The 16,114-nt window shown below is 69.6% G+C and carries 14 protein-coding genes; 10 read left to right on the forward strand and 4 right to left on the reverse strand.

The window, feature by feature from the left end:
* Positions 1-77 precede the first annotated feature (77 nt).
* The 3 genes from VP06_RS20705 to VP06_RS20715 all read left to right on the forward strand — a co-directional run bounded on the left by VP06_RS20705 (position 78) and on the right by VP06_RS20715 (position 3,377).
* Entirely contained in the window at positions 78-1,439 is a 1,362-nt protein-coding gene (locus VP06_RS20705; RefSeq protein ID WP_048465669.1) for a serine hydrolase domain-containing protein, read from the forward strand.
* 133 nt (positions 1,440-1,572) lie between these two features.
* Complete coding sequence (locus VP06_RS20710; RefSeq protein ID WP_048465670.1) at positions 1,573-2,742, forward strand: M20 aminoacylase family protein; 1,170 nt, start codon at positions 1,573-1,575, stop codon at positions 2,740-2,742.
* A gap of 203 nt (positions 2,743-2,945) precedes the next feature.
* Positions 2,946-3,377: an HIT family protein gene (locus tag VP06_RS20715; protein WP_048465671.1), complete on the forward strand. Its 432-nt coding sequence runs from the start codon at positions 2,946-2,948 to the stop codon at positions 3,375-3,377.
* Between the two features lie 125 nt (positions 3,378-3,502).
* Here the strand turns inward: VP06_RS20715 and rpsD are convergent, their stop codons facing one another.
* From rpsD to murI, 3 genes are all read right to left on the reverse strand, one after another.
* The gene (gene rpsD / locus VP06_RS20720; RefSeq protein WP_048433566.1) at positions 3,503-4,120 is read right to left on the reverse strand and encodes a 30S ribosomal protein S4; all 618 of its coding nucleotides are present in this window, start codon (positions 4,118-4,120) and stop codon (positions 3,503-3,505) included.
* A 167-nt stretch (positions 4,121-4,287) separates the two neighbouring features.
* Positions 4,288-5,109 carry an alpha/beta hydrolase gene (locus VP06_RS20725; protein WP_048465687.1) on the reverse strand — a complete coding sequence of 274 codons (822 nt, stop codon included), beginning with the start codon at positions 5,107-5,109 and terminating at the stop codon, positions 4,288-4,290.
* Positions 5,110-5,128: 19 nt separating this feature from the next.
* Positions 5,129-5,998 (reverse strand): glutamate racemase, encoded by an 870-nt coding sequence (murI, locus tag VP06_RS20730; RefSeq protein ID WP_048465672.1) that lies wholly within the window; start codon positions 5,996-5,998, stop codon positions 5,129-5,131.
* 196 nt (positions 5,999-6,194) lie between these two features.
* Here murI and egtB point away from each other — a divergent pair, with 196 nt between their 5' ends.
* The 4 genes from egtB to VP06_RS20750 all read left to right on the forward strand — a co-directional run bounded on the left by egtB (position 6,195) and on the right by VP06_RS20750 (position 10,004).
* On the forward strand, positions 6,195-7,442 hold the full coding sequence (egtB, locus tag VP06_RS20735; RefSeq protein ID WP_048465673.1) for an ergothioneine biosynthesis protein EgtB: 1,248 nt from the start codon (positions 6,195-6,197) through the stop codon (positions 7,440-7,442).
* Positions 7,443-7,507: 65 nt separating this feature from the next.
* Entirely contained in the window at positions 7,508-8,503 is a 996-nt protein-coding gene (gene egtD, locus VP06_RS20740; protein ID WP_048465674.1) for an L-histidine N(alpha)-methyltransferase, read from the forward strand.
* A gap of 7 nt (positions 8,504-8,510) precedes the next feature.
* Positions 8,511-9,212 carry a vWA domain-containing protein gene (locus VP06_RS20745; protein ID WP_048465675.1) on the forward strand — a complete coding sequence of 234 codons (702 nt, stop codon included), beginning with the start codon at positions 8,511-8,513 and terminating at the stop codon, positions 9,210-9,212.
* 42 nt (positions 9,213-9,254) lie between these two features.
* Entirely contained in the window at positions 9,255-10,004 is a 750-nt protein-coding gene (locus VP06_RS20750; RefSeq protein ID WP_048465676.1) for a DnaJ domain-containing protein, read from the forward strand.
* A 277-nt stretch (positions 10,005-10,281) separates the two neighbouring features.
* On the opposite strand, the gene VP06_RS20755 is transcribed toward VP06_RS20750, so the two are convergent.
* Positions 10,282-11,769 carry a D-alanyl-D-alanine carboxypeptidase gene (locus tag VP06_RS20755; protein WP_048465688.1) on the reverse strand — a complete coding sequence of 496 codons (1,488 nt, stop codon included), beginning with the start codon at positions 11,767-11,769 and terminating at the stop codon, positions 10,282-10,284.
* A gap of 329 nt (positions 11,770-12,098) precedes the next feature.
* Here VP06_RS20755 and VP06_RS20760 point away from each other — a divergent pair, with 329 nt between their 5' ends.
* The 3 genes from VP06_RS20760 to clpA all read left to right on the forward strand — a co-directional run bounded on the left by VP06_RS20760 (position 12,099) and on the right by clpA (position 15,863).
* Positions 12,099-12,491, forward strand: coding sequence for a phasin family protein (locus VP06_RS20760; protein ID WP_082167525.1), 393 nt, complete (start codon positions 12,099-12,101; stop codon positions 12,489-12,491).
* A gap of 479 nt (positions 12,492-12,970) precedes the next feature.
* Positions 12,971-13,348 (forward strand): ATP-dependent Clp protease adapter ClpS, encoded by a 378-nt coding sequence (gene clpS / locus VP06_RS20765; RefSeq protein ID WP_048433572.1) that lies wholly within the window; start codon positions 12,971-12,973, stop codon positions 13,346-13,348.
* A gap of 37 nt (positions 13,349-13,385) precedes the next feature.
* Positions 13,386-15,863 (forward strand): ATP-dependent Clp protease ATP-binding subunit ClpA, encoded by a 2,478-nt coding sequence (clpA, locus tag VP06_RS20770; RefSeq protein ID WP_048465677.1) that lies wholly within the window; start codon positions 13,386-13,388, stop codon positions 15,861-15,863.
* Positions 15,864-16,114 lie beyond the last annotated feature (251 nt).

Here is a 16,114-nt window from a genome sequence, read left to right on the forward strand (position 1 = left end):
GTAGCGCCAGGCTCGGGAGGCCGCTACGCTCACCCCACGGGGCCCGGCAAGAGGTTCCGGTTCGGGAGAGAGATGCCATGTCGATGAGCGAGGGAGGGCGCGGGCGCGCGTCCCGCCGGTTCCTGCTGGGCTGCCTCGGGGCAGTCGTCACCGCGCTGGCCACGCCGGCGCTCGCGGATCAGGCTTTGAGGCCGCGCAGCGGCGAGGCCCTGGCGCCGGCCCGGCCCGAGGAGGTCGGGCTGTCCTCCGAGCGGCTCGGCCGCATCAAGCAGGTCATGGAGGAGGAGGTGGCGGCCGGTCGCCTGCCCGGCGCCGTGGTGATGATCGCCCGGCATGGCCGCCTCGCCTATGCCGAGAGCGTCGGCTTTCGCGACAAGGCCGCGGGGGCGCCGCTCGCGAAGGACGCGATCTTCCGCATCTACTCGATGACGAAGCCGCTGACCTCGGTCGCCGCCATGACGCTCATGGAGGATGGCCGGCTTCAGCTCACCGACCCGGTCTCGAAATACCTGCCCGAGTTCAAGGAGCTGAAGGTGGCGGCAAGCCGCCCCAACGCGCTCGGCGAGTCCGCGCCCGATCTCGTGCCGGCCGAGCGTGCGCCGACCGTGCAGGATCTCCTGCGCCACACCGCCGGCCTCGCCTATGGCGAGATCACCACCAACCCGGCGGTGAAGGCGGCCTATGCCAAGGCCGGATTGTTCAAGCCGGATTTCGACTACAACACCACCGACCTCACCCCGGAGGAGTTCACCAGCCGGATCGCGAGCGCGCCGCTCGCCTACCAGCCCGGCACCGTCTGGCAGTACAGCCTGGCCGTCGACGTGCTCGGCCGCGTGGTCGAGAAAGCCTCGGGCCAGCGCCTCGGCGACTACCTGGCCGAGCGGGTCTTGCGGCCGCTGAAGATGAGCGAGACCGGCTTCTCGGTGCCGGCCGACAAGTCCGGGCGGATCGCCCAGTCCCTGCCGACCGATCCCGCCACCGGCGCGCCGAACCGGCTCATCGACGGCGCGGTGCCGAAGAACGATTCGGGCGGGGCCGGCGGTTACGGCACGGCAGCCGATTACCTGCGCTTCGCGCAGGCGCTCCTCGATGGCGGCAGCCTTGACGGCGCACGGGTGCTCAGCCGCACCAGCATCGAATTGATGACCGCCGACCATCTAGGCGACCGGATCAAGCCGGTGGTCAGCCCTGGCGAATTGCTGATGGGCGTGCCCGGCTACACGTTCGGCCTCGGCTTCATGGTGCGCAAGGACGCCGGCACCGCCGGCGTGCCAGGCTCGAAGGGCGAGTTCATGTGGGCGGGCTATGCCGGCACGTTCTTCTGGGTCGATCCCAAGGAGGATCTGGCGGTGGTGATGATGACCCAGGCGCCGGGCCCGAGCCGGGCCTATTACCGGCGCGAGATCAAGCAGCTCGTCTACGGTGCCATCGCCGATTGAGACGCCTGGGCGCGGAGAGGCATGCATCCGCGCCCCTGGACTCGGGCGGGACCGCATCTGAGGATGCGCCCCGCCCATGGTCCCGCGTGACGCGGGCTCGACCTCACACCGCTTCCCGGAGCGTTTTTGCCGCATGTCCCCGATCGACCGCATCGCCGCCGACCTCGACGCGCTCACCGCCATCCGGCGCGATTTCCATGCCCATCCCGAACTCGGCTTCGAGGAGGTCCGCACCTCCGGCATCGTGGCCGAAAAACTCGCCTCCTGGGGGATCGAGGTGCACCGCGAGATCGGCCGCACCGGCGTGGTCGGGGTGCTGACGGGCCGCGGCACCAGCACCCGGCGCATCGGCTTGCGCGCCGACATGGATGCCCTGCCGATCGAGGAGGCGACCAACCTCCCCTACCGCTCGACGGTACCGGGCAAGATGCACGCCTGCGGCCATGACGGCCACACCACGATGCTGCTCGGCGCGGCCAAGTACCTGGCCGAGACCCGCGACTTCGACGGGACGGCGGTGTTCATCTTCCAGCCCGCGGAAGAGGGCCTGGGCGGCGCCCGCGCCATGCTGTCCGACGGGCTGTTCTCGCGCTTCCCCTGCGACGAGGTCTACGGCCTGCACAACAACCCGAGCGGGCGCACCGGCGAACTCTCGGTGCGACCCGGCCCCGCCATGGCGGCGGCGGACTTCTTCGACATCCGCATCATCGGCCGCGGCGCCCACGGGGCGCAGCCGAACCGCGGCATCGATCCGGTGGTGGTCCAGGCCGCCCTGGTCCAGGCGCTCCAGACCATCGTCAGCCGCAACGCCGACCCGCTGCAATCGGCGGTGCTCTCGATCACCCAGGTCCATGCCGGCGCGGCCTACAACGTGATCCCGGAGGAGGCCCATCTCGCCGGCACGGTCCGCACCTTCGACGACGACATCCGCGCCCTGGTCGCCAAACGCATGCGCGAGATCTGCGCTGGCGTGGCAGCGACCTTCGGAGCCGAGATCGCGATCGAGATCCGCGACATCTTCTCGGTCCTGCGCAACAGCGAGGACCAGACCCGCGCCGCTGCCGAGATCGCCACCGAGTTGTTCGGTGCGGCCAAGGTGGACACGGCGCCGGAGCCCAAGATGGGCAGCGAGGACTTTGCGGATATGCTGCACGCGGTGCCGGGCGCCTATGCTTGGCTCGGGGCGAAGGCCGGGGCGAACCTGCACAACGCAGCCTACGACTTCGACGACGCGATCATCCCGCTCGGCGCGGCGTATCTGGCGCGGCTGGTCGAGCGGCGCTCGGCGGCGGCAGCCGGCTAATACCAACGGTCGAAAGAAAACGACCTTTGGTGCCGTTCTCGAATTTTCGCTAAGCCTCTGGCTTAATATCGAAAATTCGAGTTGGATCAACGGCCCGATGCGTCAGCATCCTGGGCCGTTGGTATAAGAGCCGGTTCCGGTCGCGCGGCGGGTCGGATAAGGGTCTCCGCCACGCCGCGCAGGCGTCGACAGGGACACGTGCGATGACGGATACCGCCTACGACCCCCAGAACATCTTCGGCAAGATCCTACGGGGCGAGGTGCCCTGCCACAAGGTCTACGAGGACGAGCACGTCATCGCGTTCATGGACGTGATGCCCCAGGCCGATGGCCATACCCTGGTGGTGCCGAAGGTGCCGAGCCGCAACCTCCTCGACGCGGACCCTGCCACGCTCGGCCACCTTTACGCTGCGGTTCAGACCGTGGCGCGGGCCGCCAAGGCTGCCTTCGCGGCCGACGGCGTCGCGGTCTACCAGTACAACGAGGCGGCGGCCGGCCAGACCGTCTTCCACCTCCACGTCCACGTCCTGCCCCGCCACGACGGCGTCGCGCCGCGCCGGCACGTCGAGGGCATGGCCGATCCGGCATTGCTGGCGCAGCATGCCGAGAAGATCCGGGCGGCGCTCCAGGGCTGACGATGCCTCCCGGCGCGTCATGCGCGCCGGACGCTTGCAGAAATGCCCAACTTGCACAATGACAAAGCAGAAAAGCCGCCCTTGCGGGCGGCTTTGCAACACTCTCGGTTCCTGCGTCGCGCGGATCAGCGCGAGTAGAACTCGATGACCAGGTTCGGTTCCATCTGCACCGGGTACGGGACCTCGGACAGGGTCGGCACGCGGGTCATGCGCGCGGTCATCTTGCCGTGGTCGACCTCGATGTAGTCGGGCACGTCGCGCTCGGCGAGCTGGCTCGCCACGACGACGATCTCGAGCTGCTTGGACGATTCCTTGATCTCGATCACGTCGTCCGGCTTGACGAGGTAGCTCGGGATGTTGACGCGAACGCCGTTCACCCGGATGTGGCCGTGGTTCACGAACTGGCGGGCGGCGAAGGGGGTCGCCACGAACTTCGAGCGGTAGACCACCGCGTCGAGGCGGCGCTCGAGCAGGCCGACCAGGTTCTCGCCCGAGTCGCCGCGCAGGCGGATCGCCTCGGCGTAGTAACGGCGGAACTGCTTCTCGGTGATGTTGCCGTAATAGCCCTTGAGCTTCTGCTTGGCACGCAGCTGCGTGCCGAAGTCGGACATCTTGCCCTTGCGGCGCTGGCCGTGCTGGCCCGGGCCGTACTCGCGGCGGTTCACGGGGCTCTTCGGGCGGCCCCAGATGTTCTGGCCCATACGGCGATCGAGCTTGTGCTTCGCCTGAACGCGTTTCGACATCGCGTGTCCTCTGAGAACTGATCACATCACATATGAGAGGAACGCGCCCTCCTCCCCCCGTAAACCGGGGCGACAGAGCAGCCGTGACGAGCCGCTCGCGGGTGCGCAAATGTTTTCGGGGCCCCGAACCGGAGCCCCGCCAACCGGGCGCTCTTAGGCGACAAAGCTTACTTGGTCAAGACTCCGGGACCGGCCCGGAACCGCGCCTCGGCCTCGACGTCCTGGCTGCCGAGGATCGCGACATGGTCGCCCGGGACCTCGACGAAGTCGGCCCGCGCCGCTGCGCGGGCGAGGCGGGCGCCGTACTTGGCGGGGATCACCGGGTCGGCATCGCCGTGGACGATCAGGATCGGCACCGCCACGGCGCCGATGATCCGGTCGGAATGCCAGGAATCGGCGAGCAGGCCCGTCGGCAGGAGCCGGAAATGATGGCGCGCCATCGCGGTCATCGAGTCGAACGGCGCCTCGAGATAGAGGCCGAGCACGCCGGACGCTCCCGCCCGGGCCGCCACCGCGACGGCGACCGCCGCGCCCAGGGAATGGCCGTGCAGCAGCACCGGGGCACCGGGCGCGCGCCGCCGCGCCTCGGCGAGGGAGGCGAGCCCGTCGGCGATCAGGCCGGCTTCGCTCGGGCTGCCCGTCGAGCCCGGATAGCCGCGATAGGCCGGCGCCATCACGCCCCAGCCCCGCGCCCGCCAGGGCCCGGCGGCGAAGCGCTCGGCATGCCACTCCGGCAGCGAGGCGTTGCCGTGGAACGTCACCACGACGCCCGTGCCGGGGGCCGGCGGCAGCCAGAGCGCGCGCAGGCGCTCGCCGTCCGGCGTCGGCACGGTGATCGTCTCGATCTCCGGCGGCAGGCGGGCGCCGGTCGCCGGCACCGGACCGCCCTGCCCCGGATAGAGCAGGCCGCGCTGGAACCACCAGAACGCCGCCACCACGGCGCCGTAGAGGGCCAGCAGCACCAGAAGCAGGCCGGCCGCCAGCCGCATCAGGGTCACGGGTCCGGCCTCACTGGAGGATGAGCGGCATCGCCTCGACGGCGAGGTCGGCGATGCCGCGGTCGGCCAAGGCCATCCGCAGGGCGGGCGTCAGGCGGGCGCCGCTGGTGAAGGTCGCCTGGACCGGGCCCGGAGGCTCGTCGTCGTGAACCGGATTGCCGAGAAGCTGGACCATGCGCCGGGCGACCGCCGGTGCGGGGTCGATCCAGGTCACCGGCCAGGGGGCGATGGCCTCGTAATGGGCGAGCAGCAGGGGATAATGCGTGCAGCCCAGCACCACGACATCGGTGCGCCCCGCCGGCATCTCGACGAAGCACGGCGCGATCTCGGCCAGCACCTCCCCGGAGGAGACCGGCAGGCCGGACAGTTCCGCCTCGGCCAGGGACGCCAGCCCCGTCGCGCCGACGAGGGTGACGGCGCAGCCGCTGGCATAGGTCTCGATCAGCTCGCGGGTGTAGTCGCGCCGCGCCGTCCCCGGGGTGGCGAGCACGCTGACGAGACCCGAGCGGGTCGCCGCGGCGGCGGGCTTGATCGCCGGCACCGTGCCGACGAACGGCACCGAGAACCGCGACCGCAAGGCCGGCAGCACGAGCGTCGTCATGGTGTTGCAGGCAATCACGACGAGGTCCGGCGCGTGCAGGGCGATCAGGCGCTCCATCACGGTGAGGACCCGCGACAGCACGACCGGCTCGGCAAGGCCGCCATACGGGAAAGCGGCGTCGTCGGCGGCGTAGACCACACGGGCGTCGGGCCGGGCACGCCGCACCTCGGCGAGGACCGTCAGGCCGCCGAGGCCGGAATCGAACACGAGGACCACCGGGGCACGGGTGATCGGCGCCAGGGGCGCCGCGGCTGTGCCGGCCATCAGATCGAACCGCATGGGAGGTTTTGACCGAGAGGGAGGAATGTTGCCGGCGAGAGTCCGGCGCGCCCGTTAAGGCTTGGTCACTGCGGCGGCAAAATGGCCCCGCTCGTCCCGCAGCCCACAAGCTGCGCGGTAACGCCGCGCTGGAGAAACGAGTTTCCTCGACCCACGTTGACTGTGGGCAATCGTTCTACGCATGAGGGAAGATCCGATGGCAGTGACCGCGCAGGTCCCCGACGCGCGCACCGCGTTCCCTCCGCCCTCGGTCGAGGCCCGCCCGGTCGACCGGGGGGCCTGGATCGCGGCGTTCCGCCACGTGCGCGACGAGACCGAGCGCCGTGCCGCCCCGCTCTCGCCGGAGGACCAGCAGGTCCAGTCGATGCCGGATGCGAGCCCGACCAAATGGCACCGCGCCCACACGACCTGGTTCTTCGAGCAGTTCCTGCTGAAGCAGCACGTGCCGGGCTACAGGGTGTTCGACGAGCGCTTCTTCTACCTGTTCAACTCCTATTACGTGCAGGCGGGTCCGCGTGCGCCGCGGATCAGCCGCGGGCTCGTCACCCGGCCGACCTGCGACGAGGTCGCGGCCTATCGCACCCATGTCGACGCCGCCGTCGCCGACCTGATCGCAGGCGCCTCCGAGGCGCGGATCGCCGAGATCGTCGCGATCGTCGAGATCGGGCTGCACCACGAGCAGCAGCACCAGGAGCTGATGCTCACCGACATCCTCCACGCCTTCGCGCAGAACCCGCTGCTGCCGGCCTATGACGCAGGCTGGCGCTGGCCCGCCCTGTCGCAGCGGTCAGGCCGCGTGACGCTCGAAGGCGGCGTGGCCCAGATGGGCCACGCGGGCTCCGGCTTCCGTTTCGACAACGAGGAGCCGCGCCACGACGTGCTGCTGCGGCCGGTCGATCTCGACCGCGCCCTGGTCACCAATGGCGAGTGGCTGGAATTCATGCAGGATGGCGGCTACGCCAAGCCCGAGCTGTGGCTCTCCGACGGGTTCGTGGCCGCACAGACCGAGGGCTGGGAGGCCCCTGGCTACTGGCGGCAACGGGACGGCGTGTGGTCGAGCATGACGCTCGCCGGGGTGAAGCCCGTCGATCCGGCCCTTCCGGTGACCCATGTGAGCTACTACGAGGCCGATGCCTTCGCCCGCTGGGCCGGGCGCGACCTGCCGACCGAGGCCGAATGGGAAACGGCGTCGGACGCGCTCGACGCCGCCTTCGGCCATGTCTGGCAATGGACCCGCAGCGCCTATTCCGCCTATCCGGGCTACCGCCCGCTGCCGGGGGCGCTCGGCGAGTATAACGGGAAGTTCATGGTCAGCCAGTTCGTGCTGCGCGGCGCCTCGGTGGCGACGCCCCAGGGCCACAGCCGGCCGACCTATCGGAACTTCTTCTATCCCCACCAGCGCTGGCAGTTCACCGGCCTGCGTCTATCTGACTACGGCGTGTGAGGCGCGACCGGACGTGCCTTGAGACGGGCATCCCGCTTGGTGCCCCACCCGACCTTCGGAGCCAGATGCCCGTGACCGCCCCGCTTCCCCACCTCGTGCCGAGCAGCCCCCCCGACGAGCAGACCGACCGCAGCTTCCTGCGGGACGTGCTCGCGGGCCTCGGCGCCCCGCGCAAGCACCTGTCGGCCAAGTATTTCTACGATCGGCGCGGCTCGGAGCTGTTCGAGGCGATCACCCGTCTGCCGGAATACTATCCGACCCGCACGGAACTCGCGATCCTCGACCATGACGGCCCCGAGATCGCCGCCGGGCTGCCGCCGGGCGCGGCGCTCGTCGAGTTCGGCAGCGGCTCCACCGCCAAGGTCCGCCGCCTGCTGCCGCACCTGACCGATCTCGCGGCTTACGTGCCGATTGACGTCTCGGAAGAGTTTCTGCGCAGCGAGGCGGAGGAACTGGGCCGCGACTTCCCGCGCCTGCGCATCGAGCCGGTGGCGGCGGACTTCACCAAGCCCGTCACCCTGCCCGACGACCTGAAGGACGCGCCCAAGGTGGGCTTCTTCCCGGGCTCGACGATCGGCAATTTCGAGCCCGAGACGGCGGCCGCTCTCCTCGGCAGCTTTGCCCGGACGCTCGGCGCCGGCGCCACGCTCGTCGTCGGCATCGACCTCGTGAAGGACAAGGCGGTGCTGGAGGCGGCCTATGACGATTCCGCCGGCGTGACGGCCGCCTTCAACCTCAACCTGCTCACCCGCATCAACCGGGACCTCGGCGCCGATTTCGACCTCAACGGGTTCGCCCACCAGGCGTTCTTCGACGAGAATCTCGGGCGGATCGAGATGCATCTGGTGAGCAGGCGCAGCCAGCTCGTCACCGTGGCGGGCGTGCCGTTCCACTTCGCCTCCGGCGAGACGATCCACACCGAGAACAGCTACAAGTACACGGTCGCGGGCTTCCGGGCCCTCGCCCGGAGCGCCGGCTGGGAGCATGCCCGGGTCTGGACCGACCCGGACGGGCTGTTCTCGGTCCACGCGCTGACCGCCAGCACCATCCGGCGGCACTGAGCCGCCCATGGGCGGGTCCGGCCGCGACCTCGATCGGGCGCAGACCGCGGCGATCGACGCCTTCCTGGAGACGGCGCGGCAGGTCGCCCCGCCCTCCGGCGACGCGCCGCGGCTGATCTTCGCCCTCGATGCCACGATGAGCCGGCAGCCGACCTGGGATCTCGCCTGCGGGGTCCAGGCGGGCATGTTCGAGGCGACGGCCCGGCTTGGCGGGCTCGCGGTCCAGCTCGTGTATTTCCGGGGTTTCTCGGAGTGCCGGGCCTCGCGCTTCGTCGCCGATGCGCGGGCCCTCACCGGCCTGATGCAGAGCGTGACCTGCCAGGGCGGCCAGACCCAGATCGGGCGCGTGCTGCGCCACGCCCGCAACGAGGCCGGACGGGGTCCGGTCAAGGCCCTGGTGCTGGTCGGCGACGCGATCGAGGAGGATCTCGACGACCTCTGCGGCGTCGCCGGCGAACTCGGCCTCCTCGGGCTGCCGGCCTTCTGCTTTCACGAGGGGCCCGACCCGGCGGTGGCCGCCGGTTTTGCCGAGATCGCCCGGCTCAGCGGCGGCGCGTCGGCCCGCTTCGATCCCGCGGCGCCGGAGGTGCTGGCGGCGCTCCTGCGCGCCGCCGCGATCTACGCCACCCGGGGACTCGACGGATTGCGCTTGGCCGCGCATGAGGATGCGGCGGCGCGCCGGCTCCTCTCCGGCATGACCGGCAGTTAGGCTCGGCGTTTCTGCACGCGATCGGAGGGTGATGGACTACGCATGATCGCCCTCGGCCTCGGTATCCTGGTCCTCGTCGGCCTGTGGTGGCTCGGCCGCCACTACGCAACCGCGAACCCCGCGACGATCGCGCGGGTGATCCGCCAGGCCGGCGGCTGGCTGGCGCTCGCCGCCGCGGCCATCCTGTTCCTGCGCGGGCGCTTCGACATGGCGGGTGCGCTCGGCCTCGGTGGCGCCTGGCTGCTCGGCTGGCGCCAGGGGTCTCCCCTGCCCTTCGGCCTGGGGAGGATGGGCAATTTCGGTGGCAAGTTCGGTCTCGGCGCCGCTCCACGGGCGGACGCCGTCTCGCGGGTCCGCTCCGCCCTGCTCGAGATGGAGCTGGATCATGCCAGCGGGGCGATGCGCGGCACGGTGCTGGCCGGGCCGCTCGCCGGACAGGCCCTCGATTCTCTGCCGCTGCCGCGCCTCGTCGCCCTCCTGTCCGAGTGCCGCATGGGCGACCCGGACGGCGCCCGGCTGCTAGAGGCGTATCTGGACCGCCGGTTTGCCGGATGGCGCGTAGACGCTGAGGCTGATCGCGACCCGGGGACGCGCCGCGCGGCGCAGCCAGGGCCGATGACGGAGGAGGAGGCCTATCAGATCCTGGGGCTTCAGCGCGGGGCGCCCCTCGAGGAGGTGCGCCGGGCGCACCGGACTCTGATGAAGCGGCTTCACCCGGACCAAGGGGGGTCCGATTACCTGGCGGCCCGTGTCAACGCGGCCAAGGACTTTCTGCTCAACCGACATCGCTGATACTCCACGCGCGTGTCGACGAAGCCGCGGCAGGACACGCCGCAGCGGGGGATAGTGTTCTCAATGGTGCCGAATCTGGCGCGGGATCCCCTCGCCCGAGTGGGAAAGGGTAACGCGCACCCTTTCCTGCCTCGTAGCGGACCGCCCTGCCCTTCCGGGGCAGCGAAACCCGTGCGAGAGAGCGTCACGATTGCGTCGCGATCGCGAAGCTTCTCTCGCTTCTTGATTTTGCTGCATTTTCTACGACGAACCGGGATCCGCTTCGTCGGAAAATGCTCTAGCTCCGGGTCGCGAAGCAGGTGAAGCCGTTGCGCTTGAGCGCCCGGCAGGCATCCTGCGCCGCCTCCGCCTCCGAGAAGCCGGAGAAGCGGGCGCGGAACAGCGTCGTGCCGCCATGGGTCACCTTCTCGGTGAAGGGCGCGGCCTTGCCGAGTGCCCCGCCGCTGCGCTGGCGCGCCTCGGCCAGCATCGACTTCGCCTTGCCCTCGTCATCCATGGCGCCGAGCTGGATCACCCAGGGCGTCACCGTGACGGGCTTGGACGCCGGCACGGCGGCTTCGCGCGGGGCCGGGGCCCGGGCCTCGCCGGGCTCGGAGGCCGGCAGGCGCGAGGCGTATTTGGTCCCGGCCGCCGGGAAGGCCGCCGCCGCCGGAGGTGCGTAAGCCTGAGCGTTCGACGGGACGGCGCCGAGCCCCGCCGCGCGCCATTTCGGCGAGGATTGCGGCGTGGCGCCGCCCCTTGGCGCGATGTCGAGGGGCTGGCCGGTGGAATTCGTGGTCTCGACCGCCTCGTCGTCGTCGGCGCTGGCGACGAGGGTGCGGGTCGCGACTGGACGCTCGGCGACCACGGCCGGGCGCGGCCGCTCGGCCACCTCGACCACCGGCGGCGCCGTGCGGGCACCCGCATAGGCCACCGGCAGGTTGGCCCGCACGAGCTTGGTCATGATCGTGTCACGGCTCGCCACCGACTTGCCGCCGAGCACCACCGCCACGATGTGGCGCTCGCCGATCCGGGCCGATGTCATCAGGTTGAAGCCCGAATCGCGGGTGTAGCCGGTCTTGATGCCGTCGACGCCCTCGACCCGGCCGACCAGATGGTTGTGGTTGCCGATCACCCGGCCGTGGAAGGCGAACGAGCGGGTCTGGAAGTAGCGGTAATAGCGCGGGAACCGCTCCTGGATCGCGCGGGCGAGAATCGTCAGGTCGCGGGCGGTGGTGATCTGGTCGGCATCGGGCAGGCCGGAAGCATTGGCGTAATGGGTCCGCGTCATGCCGAGCGCATGGGCCTTGCGCGTCATCATCTCGGCGAAGGCGGCCTCCGAGCCGGCGATGTTCTCGCCGATGGCGCAGGCGATGTCGTTGGCCGACTTCGTCACCAGCGCCTTGATCGCCTCCTCCACCGTCACGGTCGATCCCGCGCGCACGCCGAGCTTGGAGGGCGGCATCCGGGAGGCGTTGGCCGAGACGGTCAGCGGCGTGTCGAGGTCCATCTTGCCGCGCTCGAGCTGCTCGAACAGCAGGTAGAGCGTCATCACCTTGGTGATCGAGGCCGGATGGCGCAGGGCATCCTCGTTCACCGCATGCATCACCCGGCCGGTCTTGGCATCCACCACCATCGCCGCATAGGGCGGGTTGTAGCCACCGCCGCCGCCATGATGCACGCGGCGGCGCGCCTCGGCGGGCGAGGCGGTGAGCGCCGTCAGCACCGCCGCGGCGGCGAGCACGGCCGGCAGCGCGGGACCAGATTGGCCGTGAACGCAACGCATCGCGCACATACCCCACTCGATTCACGAGGGCGCCTGCGACATGGGCGGCGCCCCTTGCACCGGCGGCCCTCCGCAACGAGCGGCGTGGCGCACCGGCATCACTGTCAATCAGGCTAGGCGGGCGCGGTTACGCTCCGGTTAATCGCTGGCAAATTCCACTGCTCGCATTCGCCGAATTGTGCGACGCACAATATCCCTTGACGAATTTTGTGCGCCGCACATATTGCAGGTCAGCGGGGCGCGACGCGCGGGTGCCCTGCCGAAGCCCTGACCACCGCGCGAGGAGGGGCGCCTCCCCGGGGCGCCGCCACACCATGAACCAGCAGACCATCAGCCAGCAGGCCGAAGCCGCCCAGAAGTTCGGCAAGGATGGCATGGACGCGATGCTGCGCAGCTTCGGCACCCTGTCGAAGGCCAGCCAGGCGATCGCCGTCGAGGCGACCGACTTCGCCAAGCAGTCCTTCGAGCACGGCACCGCCACCCTCGAGAAGCTCGCCGGCGTGCGCTCGCTCGACAAGGCGCTCGAGATCCAGACCGAGTACATGAAGACCTCCTACGAGCGTCTCGTGGCTCAGACCACCAAGATGACCGAGCTGTACCAGAACCTCGCCAAGGAGATGGCGAAGCCGTTCGAGGGCTTCGTCGCCAAGGCCCAGGAGCAGGCGTTCGCCGGCATGAAGAAGGTCGAGGACGAGGCCGCCAAGCTCCAGCACGCCGCGTAATACCAACGGCCGAAGATGCTGACGCATCCGGCCGTTGACTCCATCTCGAATTTTCGATGCCAAGCCAGAGGCTTGGCGAAAATTCGCGAACGGCACCAAAGGTCGTTTTCAACGACCGTTGGTATAACGCCGGCGTCCCGTGGGTGGCTGCAAGGGCCACCCCGGCGTGCTCTGGGTGGCCCTTGAGCTACCCTCACGATCACTCGCGAGTGCAACCGCGACCGGCACGGGCTCCGTGCCGGTCGCGGCCGTTTCAGGCCCACCCGAGGCCGGGCCCGAGCGATTCGGGTCCTTGCAAGAAGGCTGCACGACAAGAGCGCGCAGCCGACTGGCGAAGCGCCGCCTCGGCCTATAGATTAGGCTCGGCACCGGCAGCCGACGTGATAGGCTGCCGCTCCGGGCCACCGCGTTGAGCCCCCCGCGAGAGGGAGGCCGGTGCCGGTGGCGCGGTCGCCCAGAGCGAGGTCGGTACGATTCAGATGGCTCAGGTCCCGAGGCAGGGAGAACCCTCCACCAGGCCGGTCGCGGCCAATCCCCGCGCCCCCGGCAACGGCGACGGGCGATCGGGAACTGCCGTGATCACGCGGACGAAGCCGCGCACCAAGCGGCCCAACCTCTACCGCGTGCTCCTCCTCAACGACGACTACACCCCGATGGAATTCGTGGTCCATGTCGTCGAGCGATTCTTCAACAAGTCGCGCGAGGACGCGACCCGCATCATGCTGCACGTCCATCAGAATGGCGTCGGCGAGTGCGGCATCTTCACCTACGAGGTCGCCGAGACCAAGGTGACGCAGGTCATGGACTTTGCGCGGAAACATCAACATCCTCTGCAATGCGTCATGGAAAAGAAATAGGCACCAGCCAAGACAGGCACCAGCAAAGAGGCCCGCTTTGCCCAGCTTCTCACGCAGCCTTGAACAAGCTCTTCACCGCGCCCTGGCGCTGGCGGGCGAGCGCCGACACGAATACGCCACGCTCGAGCATCTCCTGCTGGCCCTGGTCGACGACCAGGACGCGGCCGCAGTCATGCGGGCCTGCAACGTCGACGTCGACCTTCTGAAGCGCAATCTCGTCGAGTACATCGACACCGAACTCGCCAACCTGACGGGCGACGGCCGGCAGGACGCCAAGCCGACCGCCGGCTTCCAGCGCGTGATCCAGCGCGCGGTCATCCACGTGCAGTCCTCAGGGAGGGAGGAGGTCACCGGCGCCAACGTGCTGGTGGCGATCTTCGCCGAGCGCGAGAGCCACGCCGCCTACTTCCTGCAAGAGCAGGACATGACCCGCTACGACGCGGTCAACTACATCAGCCACGGCATCGCCAAGCGCCCCGGCCTGTCCGAGGGCAAGCCGGTGCGCGGCGCCGACGAGGACGGCCCGGCCGAGCGCCCGACCGGCCCCGAGGACGAGCGCGGCGGCCAGAAGAAGAAGGGCGACGCTCTCGACGCCTATTGCGTCAACCTCAACAAGAAGGCCCGCGACGGCAAGATCGACCCGCTGATCGGCCGCGAGACCGAAGTCCAGCGCACGATCCAGGTGCTGTGCCGCCGGCAGAAGAACAACCCGCTGCTCGTCGGCGATCCCGGTGTCGGCAAGACCGCGATCGCCGAGGGGCTGGCGCGCAAGATCATCCAGCACGAGGTGCCGGAGGTCCTGGCGGACGCCACCGTCTTCTCCCTCGACATGGGCACGCTGCTCGCCGGCACCCGCTACCGGGGCGATTTCGAGGAGCGCCTCAAGCAGGTGATGAAGGAGATCGAGGCGCATCCCAACGCCATCATGTTCATCGACGAGATCCACACGGTGATCGGCGCCGGCGCGACCTCGGGCGGTGCGATGGACGCCTCGAACCTCCTCAAGCCGGCGCTCGCCTCCGGCGCGTTACGCTGCATCGGCTCGACCACCTACAAGGAGTACCGCCAGTACTTCGAGAAGGACCGTGCCCTGGTCCGCCGCTTCCAGAAGATCGACGTCAACGAGCCGTCGATCCCGGACGCGATCGAGATCCTCAAGGGCCTGCGGCCGTCCTTCGAGGAATTCCACAAGCTCAAGTACACGACGGAAGCCGTGAAGGCCGCGGTCGAGCTGTCGGCCCGCTACATCAACGACCGCAAGCTGCCGGACAAGGCGATCGACGTGATCGACGAAACCGGCGCCTCGCAGATGCTGGTGCCGGAAGCGCGGCGCAAGCGCACGATCGGCGTGAAGGAGATCGAGGCGACCATCGCCACGATGGCCCGCATTCCGCCCAAGACCGTCTCGAAGGACGACGCGGAGGTGCTCGCCCACCTCACCGACAACCTGAAGCGGGTGGTCTACGGCCAGGATGCCGCCATCGACGCGCTGACTGCCTCGATCAAGCTCGCCCGGGCGGGCCTGCGCGATCCCGACAAGCCGATCGGCGCCTACCTGTTCGCCGGCCCGACCGGCGTCGGCAAGACCGAAGCGGCCAAGCAGCTGGCGTCGAGCCTCGGCGTCGAGATGCTGCGCTTCGACATGTCGGAATACATGGAGCGGCACACCGTCTCGCGGCTGATCGGCGCCCCTCCGGGCTATGTCGGCTTCGACCAGGGCGGGCTGCTCACCGACGGCATCGACCAGCATCCGCATTGCGTGCTGCTGCTCGACGAGATCGAGAAGGCCCATCCGGACCTGTTCAACATCCTGTTGCAGGTGATGGACCACGGCAAGCTCACCGACCATAACGGCAAGCAGGTCGATTTCCGCAACGTCATCATCATCATGACGACGAATGCGGGCGCGGCCGACCTCGCCAAGGCGGCGTTCGGCTTCACCCAGAACAAGCGCACCGGGGACGACCAGGAGGCGATCAACCGCCTGTTCGCCCCGGAATTCCGCAACCGCCTCGATGCGACGGTGTCCTTCGGCCACCTGCCGAAGGAGGTGGTGGCCAAGGTTGTCGACAAGTTCGTGCTCCAGCTCGAGGCGCAGCTCGCCGACCGCAACGTCACCATCGAGCTGTCGGACGAGGCGCGGGACTGGCTGGTCGAGAACGGCTACGACGAGGCGATGGGCGCCCGCCCGATGGCCCGCCTGATCCAGTCGACCATCAAGACCCCGCTCGCCGACGAGGTGCTGTTCGGCAAGCTCAAGGATGGCGGTGCCGTCCGGGTGATCGTCAAGCGGCCCGACGGTGAGAAGCCGAGCCTCGGCTTCGTCTTTCCCGCCGGCCCGGTGACGCCGCGCCCCGAGAAGGACGTGACGATCGCCGCCAAGAAGGCGGCCAGGAACGCCGCGAAGAAGCAGAAGCGCCCCCGCGCCGCACCGAAGAAGCCGAAGGATGGCGGCTCGGGCGGCGGCGAGGGCGGGGTCCGCACGGTGCCGAAAGTGCCGCTGGTCCGGGCCTGACGAGCTGGGGGGATCGCGAGAGCCCCCCTCGATCCCCGGTCGCCTCCCGTGTATGAGGCGTCTTGAGACACGCGCACATCCCGGCGGGGCCTTCCCGCCGGGATGTGCATTTGAGGCCCCGGCCGCTCCCGAGCGCTCGCCACGGGGCCGTTTCTCGCGGGGGCTGCGGCTCCCGCGCCAGAGGACGTGAAGAGGATCCCGATGAGCGGAGATCTCAACCAGGGCCCCCTCGCCCCGGCCGCGACGGTGAC

The organism is Methylobacterium aquaticum, from assembly GCF_001043915.1.
GTDB lineage: Bacteria > Pseudomonadota > Alphaproteobacteria > Rhizobiales > Beijerinckiaceae > Methylobacterium > Methylobacterium aquaticum.

Coding starts and splice junctions, on each gene's coding strand:
- VP06_RS20755 (WP_048465688.1), bottom strand. CDS start 11,769: ATGCGTTGCGTTCACGGCCAATCTGGTCCCGCGCTGCCGGCCGTGCTC.
- egtB (WP_048465673.1), top strand. CDS start 6,195: ATGGCAGTGACCGCGCAGGTCCCCGACGCGCGCACCGCGTTCCCTCCG.
- VP06_RS20750 (WP_048465676.1), top strand. CDS start 9,255: ATGATCGCCCTCGGCCTCGGTATCCTGGTCCTCGTCGGCCTGTGGTGG.
- VP06_RS20710 (WP_048465670.1), top strand. CDS start 1,573: ATGTCCCCGATCGACCGCATCGCCGCCGACCTCGACGCGCTCACCGCC.
- VP06_RS20725 (WP_048465687.1), bottom strand. CDS start 5,109: ATGCGGCTGGCGGCCGGCCTGCTTCTGGTGCTGCTGGCCCTCTACGGC.
- VP06_RS20745 (WP_048465675.1), top strand. CDS start 8,511: ATGGGCGGGTCCGGCCGCGACCTCGATCGGGCGCAGACCGCGGCGATC.
- egtD (WP_048465674.1), top strand. CDS start 7,508: ATGCCCGTGACCGCCCCGCTTCCCCACCTCGTGCCGAGCAGCCCCCCC.
- rpsD (WP_048433566.1), bottom strand. CDS start 4,120: ATGTCGAAACGCGTTCAGGCGAAGCACAAGCTCGATCGCCGTATGGGC.
- VP06_RS20715 (WP_048465671.1), top strand. CDS start 2,946: ATGACGGATACCGCCTACGACCCCCAGAACATCTTCGGCAAGATCCTA.
- murI (WP_048465672.1), bottom strand. CDS start 5,998: ATGCGGTTCGATCTGATGGCCGGCACAGCCGCGGCGCCCCTGGCGCCG.
- VP06_RS20705 (WP_048465669.1), top strand. CDS start 78: ATGTCGATGAGCGAGGGAGGGCGCGGGCGCGCGTCCCGCCGGTTCCTG.
- clpS (WP_048433572.1), top strand. CDS start 12,971: ATGGCTCAGGTCCCGAGGCAGGGAGAACCCTCCACCAGGCCGGTCGCG.